Annotated in this window: 14 protein-coding genes; 7 read left to right on the top strand and 7 right to left on the bottom strand. The window is 48.3% G+C overall.

The window, feature by feature from the left end; translation table 11 throughout:
- Window positions 1-7: 7 nt before the first annotated feature.
- The 6 genes from dusB to aroQ form a co-directional block, all read right to left on the bottom strand.
- Entirely contained in the window at window positions 8-976 is a 969-nt protein-coding gene (gene dusB / locus H027_RS0104415) for a tRNA dihydrouridine synthase DusB (protein WP_024871316.1), read from the bottom strand.
- Between the two features lie 169 nt (window positions 977-1,145).
- Entirely contained in the window at window positions 1,146-2,024 is an 879-nt protein-coding gene (gene prmA, locus H027_RS0104410) for a 50S ribosomal protein L11 methyltransferase (protein WP_024871315.1), read from the bottom strand.
- Window positions 2,025-2,109: 85 nt separating this feature from the next.
- Window positions 2,110-3,426, bottom strand: a complete 1,317-nt coding sequence (locus tag H027_RS0104405) for a PTS sugar transporter subunit IIB (protein WP_024871314.1) — start codon at window positions 3,424-3,426, stop codon at window positions 2,110-2,112.
- 125 nt (window positions 3,427-3,551) lie between these two features.
- Entirely contained in the window at window positions 3,552-4,892 is a 1,341-nt protein-coding gene (gene accC, locus H027_RS0104400; RefSeq protein ID WP_024871313.1) for an acetyl-CoA carboxylase biotin carboxylase subunit, read from the bottom strand.
- An 11-nt stretch (window positions 4,893-4,903) separates the two neighbouring features.
- On the bottom strand, window positions 4,904-5,365 hold the full coding sequence (gene accB / locus H027_RS0104395; protein ID WP_024871312.1) for an acetyl-CoA carboxylase biotin carboxyl carrier protein: 462 nt from the start codon (window positions 5,363-5,365) through the stop codon (window positions 4,904-4,906).
- Window positions 5,366-5,396: 31 nt separating this feature from the next.
- Window positions 5,397-5,855 carry a type II 3-dehydroquinate dehydratase gene (aroQ, locus tag H027_RS0104390; protein ID WP_024871311.1) on the bottom strand — a complete coding sequence of 153 codons (459 nt, stop codon included), beginning with the start codon at window positions 5,853-5,855 and terminating at the stop codon, window positions 5,397-5,399.
- Between the two features lie 313 nt (window positions 5,856-6,168).
- Between aroQ and glyA the strand changes: the two genes are divergently transcribed.
- Window positions 6,169-7,422 carry a serine hydroxymethyltransferase gene (gene glyA / locus H027_RS0104385; protein ID WP_024871310.1) on the top strand — a complete coding sequence of 418 codons (1,254 nt, stop codon included), beginning with the start codon at window positions 6,169-6,171 and terminating at the stop codon, window positions 7,420-7,422.
- Between the two features lie 56 nt (window positions 7,423-7,478).
- On the opposite strand, the gene H027_RS0104380 is transcribed toward glyA, so the two are convergent.
- On the bottom strand, window positions 7,479-8,072 hold the full coding sequence (locus tag H027_RS0104380) for a PilZ domain-containing protein (RefSeq protein ID WP_024871309.1): 594 nt from the start codon (window positions 8,070-8,072) through the stop codon (window positions 7,479-7,481).
- 166 nt (window positions 8,073-8,238) lie between these two features.
- On the opposite strand from H027_RS0104380, the gene nrdR reads away from it, so the two are divergent.
- The 6 genes from nrdR (at window position 8,239) to nusB (ending at window position 12,585) form a co-directional block, all read left to right on the top strand.
- Window positions 8,239-8,688 carry a transcriptional regulator NrdR gene (gene nrdR, locus H027_RS0104375; RefSeq protein WP_015879569.1) on the top strand — a complete coding sequence of 150 codons (450 nt, stop codon included), beginning with the start codon at window positions 8,239-8,241 and terminating at the stop codon, window positions 8,686-8,688.
- A complete protein-coding gene (gene ribD / locus H027_RS0104370; protein ID WP_024871308.1) occupies window positions 8,689-9,807 on the top strand; it encodes a bifunctional diaminohydroxyphosphoribosylaminopyrimidine deaminase/5-amino-6-(5-phosphoribosylamino)uracil reductase RibD in 1,119 nt (372 codons plus the stop codon).
- Window positions 9,808-9,809: 2 nt separating this feature from the next.
- Window positions 9,810-10,469 (top strand): riboflavin synthase, encoded by a 660-nt coding sequence (locus H027_RS0104365; RefSeq protein ID WP_024871307.1) that lies wholly within the window; start codon window positions 9,810-9,812, stop codon window positions 10,467-10,469.
- 17 nt (window positions 10,470-10,486) lie between these two features.
- Entirely contained in the window at window positions 10,487-11,593 is a 1,107-nt protein-coding gene (gene ribBA, locus H027_RS0104360; protein WP_024871306.1) for a bifunctional 3,4-dihydroxy-2-butanone-4-phosphate synthase/GTP cyclohydrolase II, read from the top strand.
- A 91-nt stretch (window positions 11,594-11,684) separates the two neighbouring features.
- Complete coding sequence (ribH, locus tag H027_RS0104355; protein WP_015879565.1) at window positions 11,685-12,155, top strand: 6,7-dimethyl-8-ribityllumazine synthase; 471 nt, start codon at window positions 11,685-11,687, stop codon at window positions 12,153-12,155.
- Between the two features lie 13 nt (window positions 12,156-12,168).
- On the top strand, window positions 12,169-12,585 hold the full coding sequence (nusB, locus tag H027_RS0104350; protein ID WP_024871305.1) for a transcription antitermination factor NusB: 417 nt from the start codon (window positions 12,169-12,171) through the stop codon (window positions 12,583-12,585).
- Window positions 12,586-12,611 lie beyond the last annotated feature (26 nt).

The raw sequence follows: 12,611 nt of genomic DNA, 5'->3' as shown, positions 1-12,611 counted from the left end.
CTCTTCATTATGCAATTGCGTTACTAAAAAACAGCTCCAGTGCGCCAAGTTGCTCTTCAGCACTTGTTAGCGCATTGAAACCTCTTCGGAAATTCTTTGCTGACTCGTATCTCTCCAAATACCAGGCAACATGTTTTCTGGCAAAACGAACTCCCTTGTATTCGCCATAGAACTGATGCAAAGCAGCAACATGTTCTAGCACTATGGATCGGACCTCATCCCATGTTGGCGATGCCAGATCTGAACCGTGCGTCAGGAAATGACGAATGCGATTAAACAACCAGGGTTGTCCTTGCGCGGCTCGTCCAATCATGATGGCATCGGCACCGGTGTATTCCAATACAGCCTGCGCCTTCTGAGGAGTATCAATATCGCCGTTGGCAACGACAGGTATAGATATATGCCGTTTAATGGCTTTAATCGTTTCATATTCAGCCTGACCGTTGAATAAACACGCACGGGTACGCCCGTGAACAGTCAGTGCCTGAATACCGCACGCTTCGGCTATTTCTGCTATTTCTATTCCGTTACGATGTTCCGTATCCCATCCGGTTCTGATTTTCAGGGTAACCGGAACATCGACTGCAGCAACGACAGTTTGCAGGATCTCACGCACCAGCGCAGGGTCTTGCAACAGAGCTGAACCAGCCAAACGACGGTTAATCTTTTTGGCAGGACAACCCATATTGATATCAACAATCTGTGCACCTGCAGTTACCGAATGGCGGGCGGCTTCAGCCATCCAATCCGGTTCAGCTCCTACAATTTGCACAGCACGTATGCCCGGCTCATCAGCCAAATACATTCGCTTAAGTGATTTATCGGTATCCCAGGTATCCGGATTGGCCGACATCATCTCAGAGACCGCCATACCGGCCCCCATTCGCAGACACAATTGCCGGAAGGGCTGGTCTGAAACACCGGCCATCGGTGCAACAATTACCGGGGCTGGTAACGAATAAGGTCCAATTTGCATGACGTTCGCACCCTAAGCTTGAGGGCGCGTATCTTACGGCTTTTTCACCACGCTGAAAAGGTTAGAAATTGAGCGTAGAGTGAAAAAAATGCTTGTATTTTCTGATGAAAATCCTTGCCAAATCGTTTCGTTAACAAGATCAGGCAAATACCAACATCATCGCGCCTGTTTATTCTTTTTTAATCCCGTCGAGACGGCACCATTCTTCGCGTTCTGTTGCTGGATTCATCGCAAACCACTGGCTGTAAACCTCCAGTAACTCTGGCGCTTGGCTTTCCAGGATACCGGAAATCGCCATGCGGCCATGCGGTTTAACTAAGCCACTGATGAGCCCGGAGAGTTCACGCAGCGGCCCGGCCAGAATATTGGCTACCACGATATCTGCCTGCAGATTTTGCGGTTGATCTTCCGGCAGGTAGAGTTCCAGCTGATCGCTGACCCCATTGCGCTGAGCATTGTCACGGCTGGCTTCAATCGCTTGAGGATCAATATCAATACCGATCACACGGGCGGCGCCCAACTTCAAGGCCGCGATGGCCAGAATGCCGGAGCCACAACCAAAATCGACCAGCGTTTTGCCGGTCAGATCTAAGCTGTCCAGCCATTGCAAGCACAGGGCGGTGGTGGGGTGTGTGCCGGTCCCAAAGGCCAGACCGGGGTCTAACAATACGTTGACAGCAGTCGGGTCGGGCACATCACGCCAGCTAGGGCAAATCCACAACCGCTCACCAAACTGCATTGGCTGGAAATGTTCCATCCATTCGCGAACCCAGTCCTTATCTTCCAACAGCTCAACCTGATAAGGTACATCTTCACCAAAATGCTGTTGGAAAAAAGAGACGATAGGGGCCGGATCCACTTCCGCATCAAACAGTCCAATACAGCGGGTATCTCCCCATAACTTGGTCTCTCCCGGTAGGGGTTCATACACAGGCGTATCTTGTGCATCCATATAGGTAACAGCCTGTGCACCAAGTCCCATCAGCATATTGCTGACCTTGTTGGCGGTTTTAGCGGTGGCATTGATTTTGATTTGGATCCAGGGCATGGCAATACATCGGGTTGCGAAAAAAGAGGGTTATTGTAACACTCACGAGCGAACGGATTGAATCATCTTTTCCATTGACGCGGTGTCAGTCCAGACGAAATGGCATTAACGGATGAATTTCCCGTGGAGTCAGATCCAACGATTGGCGTCGTGCCAGATTCTGGATGCGACTTTCCAAAGTGAGTGCTATCGGCCCTGTAACCAACTCTGCCCGTTGGGTAGAAATGACCTTGATCGACATAACGCCAAGGTGATGCAGGCGGCTCTTATCCATATCAGCTACGGTCTCAACGTCCACGATCAGCCGAGTGAGATCTGCCCGTAAGGCGGTAATATTGCCTAAACCACCCATCGCTTTCAGATAACTAATGGTCAGGAAATCCACATCCAATAGCAATTCAGACTCGTGTGTTGCGGATTGTGTTTCTGCCGTTGCAACAGCCTCTGCATTGGGAAAATGAATCGGATGCTGGATGATATGTCGGCTAAACTCATACAGCAGGATGCCAAATAACGACATCGGAATGGCAAACCAGACGCTTGGTATCTTTGCATAGGTAATCTGTTCTTGTTGTAACCAATGGCAGCCATGATTGATAAAGCCGAGTACGATCATGGTATAAATACAGTGCCGGGGCGCCCAGAGTAACAATAACAACAACATTGGCTGAGGTTGACCGGTAGCAATCATTAATATGCTCAATACGGCATTAAGAACCCGCTTTTGGGTCTTAGTCCCGGCAATGTGCAGTAATGCCCGCTGGAAAATCCAGGAAATACATAACACGATCAGCCATACATAAGGCGAAGCCAGAAAGGAGTGCCATGCGCTGGGTGTTATCTGCAGCGGTGACATGGTTCCGCCGGCCAGCAGTAACCAAGGTTCTAGCCAGAGCAAGAATTCGACAGTTTGGTTATGTAATAGGTATTGATTGAATAGATGTAATAACGCGGCGGCGGGTAATGCCAGCAGCATGCAGAAAAAACCATTACACAACAGTACAACGGCATCTCCCTGGAACGCACGCAGCCAGGCGGGTAAACGGATCTTTTGTGTATAGGGTGTAAAAAAGACAACCGCATAACCACTGAGCAATGCTGCGATGATTTCCGTTGGAATGTGCTCCGGACCGAGGTTATGCAATAATTTAGCGATCAGCACATAACTCAGACACGCGTTTAATGGCTGCATGTCATACCGATAGCGACTGCGGCTAATCGCGATAGACATGGCCAGTAATAATGGCGCAGATTGTTGTAACCCTTTGAAGATGGTCAGCCAGAGATGACCGGTATAGTCGATACTGGCAATCATTACCTGTGGCATATGCGCGAAGGTAAGCAGCAGGATCGGTAAAATCAGCAGGCGTTGCTGATTGTCATCTGACTGTATGGACACCATAACATCTAAAAAATCTGTGAGCGTTGTAACATTTTAGCGCATGATTTAAAAAATGGCAGGGTAATTTATAGGGTTTAGAGAAAAAAAAGGCCGCAAATGAGAGCGGCCTTGATTTTATTGACGATTTATAAACCTAACTTCTTGTGTAAATAGTGGATATTAGTGCCACCATTATGGAAGTTTTCATCACGCAAAATTTCTTTATGCAGAGGAATATTGGTTTTTATTCCCTCTACAATAAGTTCATCCAATGCCTGACGCATACGCGCAATAGCGACGTCACGGTTTTCACCGTAGCAGATCAGTTTGCCAATCATCGAATCATAATGAGGCGGAACGGTATAGCCGGAATAAATATGGGAATCCCAGCGCACGCCCAGACCGCCTGGTGCATGGAACCACTGGATCTTGCCCGGTGCAGGTAAGAACGTTTGTGGATCTTCCGCGTTGATACGACATTCAATGGCATGGCCACGGATGCGGATTTCATCCTGTTTGATCGACAGCGGCTGACCAGCAGCAATTTTCAGCTGTTCTTTGATCAGATCCACACCGGTGATCATCTCGGTAACCGGATGTTCCACCTGAATACGAGTGTTCATTTCAATGAAATAGAACTCGCCATTTTCATACAGGAACTCAAAAGTACCGGCACCACGATAGTTGATTTCAATACATGCCTGAACGCAGCGCTCACCGATGTAGCGACGCATTTCTTCAGTAATACCCGGTGCAGGTGCTTCTTCGACCACTTTCTGGTGACGGCGCTGCATTGAGCAGTCACGTTCACCGAGATAAATTGCACTACCTTGACCATCAGCTAATACCTGGATCTCGATATGACGAGGATTTTCCAGATATTTTTCCATGTAGACCATGTCATTGCCAAAGAACTGGCCAGCTTCTGATTTGGTCAGTGCAATCGAGTTTTGCAACTCTTCTTCGTGGCGAACGACGCGCATCCCACGACCACCACCACCGCCAGCCGCTTTGATGATCACCGGATAGCCGATACGTTTGGCAATCGCTGCATTCTGTTTGGCATCATCGCCAATCGGGCCACCAGAACCAGGTACACAAGGAACACCCGCTTTTTTCATCGCTTCAATCGCTGAAACTTTGTCGCCCATCAGGCGGATAGTGTCAGCGCGTGGGCCGATGAAGATAAAACCTGATTTTTCCACCTGCTCGGCGAAATCTGCATTTTCAGACAGAAAGCCATAACCGGGGTGAATGGCTACCGCCCCCGTGACTTCTGCCGCCGCAATAATTGACGGTACGTTCAAATAGGATTCTTTAGCCGATGCTTTACCAATACAGATAGTCTCGTCGGCCAGCTTAACGTGTTTTAAATCACGGTCAGCAGTGGAATGCACAGCTACCGTTTTGATGCCCAGTTCTTTGCATGCCCGCAGGATGCGCAGAGCTATCTCACCACGGTTAGCGATGACAATTTTATCCAACATAACAAGCTCTCTTATTCGATGATAAACAGAGGCTGATCAAATTCAACGGTGTCACCGTTCTCAACCAGAATGCTTTTCACCACACCCGCTTTATCAGACTGGATCTGGTTCATCATTTTCATGGCTTCAACAATACACAGCGGATCACCCACTTTCACCGATTGGCCCACTTCAACAAATGATTTTGCATCAGGGCTGGAAGAGCGATAGAAAGTTCCCACCATTGGAGAACGCAGTGTGTAGCCGCTAACTGCTTCGGGTGCAGCATTGCCAGCCGGAGCTGCCGTTGCAGCAATTGGTGCTGGTGCTGCGGCAGCTACCATCTGAGGTGCTGCGAAATTGACCATAGGTGCAACCTGACCGCTGATTGCGCGACTGATGCGAACGGATTCTTCCCCTTCGGAGATTTCCAGTTCTGCAATGCCGGATTCTTCAACCAGCTCGATCAGTTTTTTGATTTTACGGATATCCATTTGCATTCTCAGTTCAACTTCTTCTGCTTGTTTAATTACGAGATGACCGTTCCAGATAACGGACGGCCGCTGTTAGTGCGAATTCATACCCATCAGCACCCAAACCGCAAATCACCCCTTTGGCTACATCAGACAAATAGGAGTGATGACGGAAAGGTTCGCGGGCATGAACATTCGATAAGTGAATTTCAATAAAAGGAATAGCAACCCCCAACAAGGCATCGCGGAGAGCAACGCTGGTATGGGTGAAGGCGGCTGGATTGATCAGGATGAAATCAACATGGCCCATCGCTTGATGAATAGTATCAACTAATTCATATTCCGCATTGGATTGCTTATGTGTCAGTTCAACATTCATGTTGCCTGCAAGCTGCTGCAAGTGAGTAACAATATCATCCAGTGTAGCAGCACCATAGATTCCCGGCTCGCGTTTACCCAGTAAATTCAGGTTGGGGCCGTTTAACACTAAAATGCGGAACTTTGCAGTCATTGAGTCGTTATCCTCAGCAAACATGCAGCGATATGTTGCTTTCTCTCTGCGTTGCCTATTTTGGAGTTGGAAAATATCACCGCAGAGGCGTTTTTCATATTAATTGGCAAGATTACCGTAGATTCTCGTACGTTGTCAGCATTTTCGTTGGAAAAACTGCAAAAAATGAATTCAAAGAGGGGTTGAAGCGGATATCAGGGGGATTCATTGTCAGTTTGTAAAAAGCATCGCTTTATTGATGCGTCATCAAGCCAGTCAGGGTAGAATATAACAATACCCTAACATGACGCCATGAGTCAGGAGACACTTAATAATGCTGAAGCGTGATATGAACATCGCCGATTATGATCCGGAGCTGTGGGCTTCAATTGTGGAGGAAACACAGCGTCAGGAAGAGCATATCGAACTGATTGCTTCTGAAAACTACACTAGCCCGCGTGTAATGCAAGCTCAGGGATCACAATTAACTAATAAATATGCCGAAGGTTATCCTGGCAAACGTTATTACGGCGGTTGTGAGTTCGTTGATAAAACTGAAACACTGGCGATCGAACGTGCTAAGGCCCTGTTTGGTGCGGTTTATGCCAACGTGCAGCCACATTCAGGCTCTCAGGCTAACGCTGCGGTTTATATGGCCCTGCTGAAACCGGGTGATACCGTGCTGGGTATGAATTTGGCCCACGGTGGTCACTTGACTCACGGTTCACCAGTTAACTTCTCCGGTAAGCTGTATAACATCATTCCTTACGGTATCGATGCTAACGGCAAGATTAACTATGCCGAACTGGAACGTCTGGCTCTGGAACACAAACCGAAAATGGTTCTGGGCGGCTTCTCTGCCTACTCAGGTGTGGTTGACTGGGCCAAAATGCGTGAAATCGCTGACAAAGTGGGTGCTTACCTGTTTGTTGATATGGCGCATGTTGCTGGTCTGGTGGCTGCAGGTGTTTATCCAAACCCTGTTCCGCACGCTCACGTTGTGACTTCTACCACGCACAAGACGCTGGCCGGCCCACGTGGTGGTCTGATCCTGTCTGCTGTGAACGACGAAGAGCTGCATAAGAAACTGAACTCAGCCGTATTCCCTGGTTCTCAGGGTGGCCCGCTGATGCACGTTATTGCTGGTAAAGCGGTTGCGTTCAAAGAAGCGATGGAGCCAGAATTCAAGGCATACCAGCAGCAGGTTGTGAAAAACTCTAAAGCGATGGTTGAAGTATTCCTGTCTCGCGGTTACAAGATCGTGTCTGGCGGTACAGAAAACCACCTGTTCTTGGTTGATTTCACCGACCGTGAACTGACTGGTAAAGAAGCCGATGCTGCACTGGGTCTGGCGAATATCACTGTAAACAAAAACGCAGTGCCTAACGACCCACGTTCACCATTTGTAACTTCAGGTATCCGTATCGGTTCTCCATCTATCACTCGTCGTGGTTTCAAAGAAGCTGAAGCGAAAGAGCTGGCAGGCTGGATGTGTGACGTACTGGATAACACCACAGACGAAGCTGTGATTGCGGCTACCCGTGCGAAAGTGCTGGATATCTGCAAACGTTTCCCTGTGTACGCATAATTCGATTTATGCTGTATAAAAACAGCTGGCTATGTGCCGGCTGTTTTTTTATCCGCTCACGGATATTTTTTCTGATGCTGTTGATAAATATATTCTTGCAACGTGGCATGGGTATTGGCATCTAGCGTTAAATGAATCGCCCATTCCTGATTTTTGTTTTTCCCCTTTTTCTTGCGGATCACCACGCCAATAAGCGGGATGGCAACATCCATACCTGAAAGCACTGCGTCAAAATGCTCCCCCAGTTTTAACATCGTCTGATGATCCTGAATCAATAAACCACTGGTAGATATATTGATGATTTCAAATGGAAGCAGCGTGCCATCAAGGTGTCGTAAAACTAGATTTTCTGGAGAATCTAAACGCCATGAACGTGGTGCAGATAGCGCATGTTCAAATATTTCTGGCGTACCCACACAGGAGATGAGCATATCTGTGTCCTGATGTAGCAAGCTGATAGGAACGCGAAGATTGTATTGATTAAACGTCGCTTCAATAAATAAGTTATCGGCTCTACCAAATAAGGTGACCAAACGTTCATCACTGAAATTGATTTGATACGAAATGGTGGAATTGGTCTCGTTTGTCGGCTCAGAGAGTTCCAGTAACATTTGTAATTCTTCTTCAGAAAGAGGGTTGTTTCTTTTCATTTTTAATTCCTCTTACCACTGTCATATGAAATTCTTGTTTAAATAATAATCAATTTAACTGATTTGTCGCGCGTTAGAATAGACAGTTGTTTATTACTGAAAACATTGGTCTTTGTGGGAACTCTGATAGACTGAGGATCTCGAAAGATTTTAGGATTGAGCACAGATGCATTGTCCATTTTGTAATGCCGATGACACGAAAGTTATTGATTCGCGCCTGGTAGCGGACGGGCATCAGGTTCGTCGTCGCCGGGAATGTCTGGTTTGTCATGAACGTTTTACTACCTTTGAAATGGCCGAATTGGTCATGCCTCGTGTTATAAAAAGTAATGGGGTGCGGGAACCGTTTAATGAAGACAAGCTGCGTAATGGCATTCAACGGGCATTAGAAAAACGGCCGGTCAGTACTGAACTGATCGAGCAGAGTATCAACCGGATCAAATCCAATTTACGTGCCACTGGTGAACGGGAAATTATGTCAAAAATCATCGGCAATCTGGTGATGGAAGAGCTTAAATTATTGGATAAAGTGGCCTATATCCGATTCGCTTCGGTCTATCGCAGTTTTGAAGATATCCGTGAATTTGGCGAAGAGATTGCGCGTCTGGAGAAATAAGTGTTTTCTGCCGAAGATCATTTTTATATGAGCCGTGCGTTGCAATTGGCGGCGCAGGGGCGTTTTACGACGTCACCCAATCCGAATGTGGGTTGTGTTATTGTCAAAAACGGCCAGATTGTAGGTGAAGGATTTCATTATAAAGCAGGTGAACCGCACGCCGAAGTGCATGCATTACGCATGGCTGGCCATAACGCACAGGGCGCGACAGCCTATGTCACGCTGGAACCCTGTTCGCATTTTGGCCGCACGCCACCTTGTGCCGATGCACTGGTCAATGCCGGTGTTGCCCGTGTCGTCGCTGCGATGGAAGATCCCAATCCGCAGGTGTCGGGCAGGGGAATGCGTCGTTTAGCCGCTGCTGGCATTGAAATTCAGGCGGGATTACTGCAAAAACAAGCCGAAGCGCTGAATCCGGGATTTATTAAGCGAATGCGCCACGGATTACCCTATGTGCGTTTGAAATTGGCTGCCAGTCTGGATGGTCGGACGGCGTTAGCGAATGGCGCAAGCCAGTGGATCACATCCCCCGAAGCCCGTGCGGATGTCCAGCGTTGGCGGGCATTGAGCAGTGCCATTCTGACGGGGGCTGATACGGTGCTGACGGATGATCCGTCAATGAATGTCCGTTGGGAGCAACTCCCTGCTTCAGCGCAATCAACATATCCCGCAGCCAATGTCAGACAACCGATCCGGATCGTTATCGATTCGCAACAGCGTATTCAGGCATCTGCTCATCTGTTTTCTCTTCCCGGCGAGATTTGGTTAGCGCGGCATAAAGAACAAAACCAATGGCCTGAACAGGTTCATCAATTAATAATTCCGCTGGCGGAAAGCGGTAAGTTGGATCTACGTCTGTTGATGCAACAACTGGCACAACGCAATATCAATGATATTTGGGTTGAAGCTGGTGCTTCTCTGGCAGGCGCATTGGTTGATGCCGGCTTGGTCGATGAACTGATCCTTTATCTGGCTCCGAAATTAATGGGAAATCCTGCGCGAGGTTTAGTGAATCTGCCAGAGTTTCAGCATATGGCTGAAGTAGCAGAGTGGCAGTGGCAGGACGTGCGTAAGATCGGCAATGATCTACGCTTGATCTTACATCCGCATAAGGAGTAACGATGTTTACCGGAATTATTGAAGCAGTCGGTACGCTGGCTGCGCTCCAGCCCAAGGGCGAAGATATTTCTGTCCGGGTCAAAAGTGGCAAACTGGATCTGTCTGATGTGAAACTGGGCGATTCTATTGCGACGAACGGCGTTTGTCTGACGGTGGTGGAACTGACCGGTGATGGTTATGTGGCAGATCTATCGTTGGAAACCTTACAACGTAGTAGTTTTGCCCATTATCAGGCCGGACAAAAAGTGAACTTGGAACGTGCCTTGACCCCTGATACCCGTTTGGGTGGGCATCTGGTGTCTGGCCACGTGGACGGTGTGGGTGAAATCACCTCGGTCATTTCATTGGGCCGGGCTAAGGAATATTGGATCAAAGCGCCGGATGAGCTGGCGAAATATATTGCAGAAAAAGGTTCTATTACGGTAGATGGTATCAGCCTGACCGTGAATGCGATCGACGGGGCTCGTTTCAAACTGACGATCGTGCCGCATACCACGGCAGAGACAACCGTAAGCGGCTGGCAGCCAGGAGTGAAAGTCAATCTCGAAGTGGATGTTATCGCTCGCTATCTGGAACGTTTGTTGCTCGGTGATAAGGCAGCACAATCCACACAGAGCAACATCACGATGGATATGCTGGCACAAAACGGTTTTCTGCGATAACAGACTAAGGGGAAGTCATGGCTATCAGTAAGATTGAAGAAATTATTGAAGATTTTCGTCAGGGGAAAATGGTCATCCTGATGGATGACGAAGATCGGGAAAATGAAGGCGATATTCTGATGGCGGCCTCGATGGTGCGCCCGGAAGATATTAACTTTATGGCACGTTATGGGCGAGGCTTGATCTGTCTGACGTTATCGAAAGCCCGTTGTCAGCAACTGAACTTGCCGCTGATGGTGGATAAAAACGAAGCGCAGTTCTCGACTAACTTTACCGTGTCTATTGAAGCGGCTGAGGGGGTCACCACCGGTATTTCCGCAGCCGATCGCGCGCGTACCGTACAGGCGGCAGTGGCTCCTGATGCGAAACCAACTGATGTGGTACAGCCGGGCCACATTTTTCCGCTGATGGCGCAGGATGGCGGCGTACTTACTCGTAACGGCCACACCGAAGCCGGATGTGATTTGGCGCGTCTGGCCGGGCTGGAACCTGCTGCCGTGATCGTTGAGATTTTGAATGAAGATGGCACTATGGCGCGCCGTCCGGATCTCGAGAAGTTTGCGGCGGAACATGGCTTAAAACTCGGTACGATTGCAGATTTGATCGAATACCGCAATCAGCATGAAACCACCGTTCAGAAGATTTCTCAGTGTCAGATGCCAACGGAATATGGTGAATTCGAACTGACCACATTCCGTGATACTATTGATAATCAACTGCATTTTGCTTTGAGTAAACCCGCTAAAGATCCTTCTCAGCCGGTTTTAGTGCGCGTACATCTGCATGATTACCTGAATGATGTACTCAACTGCCAACGGGGTAACTTACGTAGCTGGCCGCTTGATAAGGCCATGAGCCGTATCAATGACGAGGGCGGTATCATTGTGATTATTGGTCACGAAAATACCCAGGAAGAATTGTTGGCTCGTCTTGAGCACTATTCTGCGGTGGATGCTGGTCAGACCACGGAATCGTGCAAACCCAAAGCGGCTTCCCGTCGGGTGGGCGTCGGTTCGCAGATCCTCAAGGCGATGGGCGTGACACAAATGCGTTTGCTGAGTTCGCCGAAACGATACGTGCTTTCCGGGTTTGGTCTGGAAGTGGTGGAATACATCAGCGAATAACAGATCTGACGGCGCCTGTTTTGGTCATGCGCCAAATGTGGTAGCATTATTGAGTTTTGTTTATCTGACATAACAAATTATAGGATTTTCCATGAAAGTGATTGAAGGCGTCATCCCGGCTCCACAGGCCAAAATTGCGATCGTAGTGTCTCGCTTTAACAGTTTCATCAACGACCGTCTGGTTGAAGGTGCTCTGGATACGTTGAAACGTCAGGGACAAATTGCTGACGAAAACATCACTTTGGTGAAAGTGCCGGGTGCCGTTGAATTACCTTTGGCTGCAAAACGTCTGGCCAAGAGTAAACAGTTTGATGGCATCGTTGCACTGGGTTGCGTTATCCGTGGTGGAACCGCCCATTTTGAATATGTATCAGGTGAGTGTGCCAAAGGTTTGGCTCAGGTTGCTCTGGAAGCAGAAATTCCGGTGGCATTCGGTGTTCTGACGACAGAAAATATCGAACAGGCCATTGAGCGTGCTGGCACAAAAGCTGGCAATAAAGGCGTAGAAGCTGCACTCAGTACTTTGGAAATGATTAACGTCATGAACGCCTTGGGCGCATGATAGGAGAGAAAGATTGAAACCTGCTGAACGCCGTAAGGCGCGCCAGTTAGCACTGCAAGCTATTTATCAGTGGCAGTTAACTCAGGATAACGTGGCAGATATTGCTGAACAATTTAAACTGGAACAGCCAACCAAAGGCGTTGACTTACCCTATTTTGAACTGTTGCTGACCGGTGTCGCTGGTAACGTTTCTAACCTGGATGCCAGTTTTTCCCAGTTCTTATCACGTAAGCTGGAAGATCTGGACCAGATAGATAAGGGCGTATTGCGTTTAGCGTGTTATGAACTGACTTATTGCAAAGATGTGCCGTATAAAGTCGTGATCAACGAAGCGATTGAACTGGCAAAATCGTTTGCAGCCGATGACAGCCACAAGTTTGTTAACGGTGTGCTGGATAAAGTGGTCAGACAAATGGGCTTACGTCAGTAGTCTGGTTTGTTCAGCCAAGAACACGT

Source organism: Tolumonas lignilytica (genome assembly GCF_000527035.1).
Classification (GTDB): domain Bacteria; phylum Pseudomonadota; class Gammaproteobacteria; order Enterobacterales; family Aeromonadaceae; genus Tolumonas; species Tolumonas lignilytica.
Note: the sequence above shows the minus strand (reverse complement) of the source record. Positions and strands in the feature narration are given on the sequence as shown.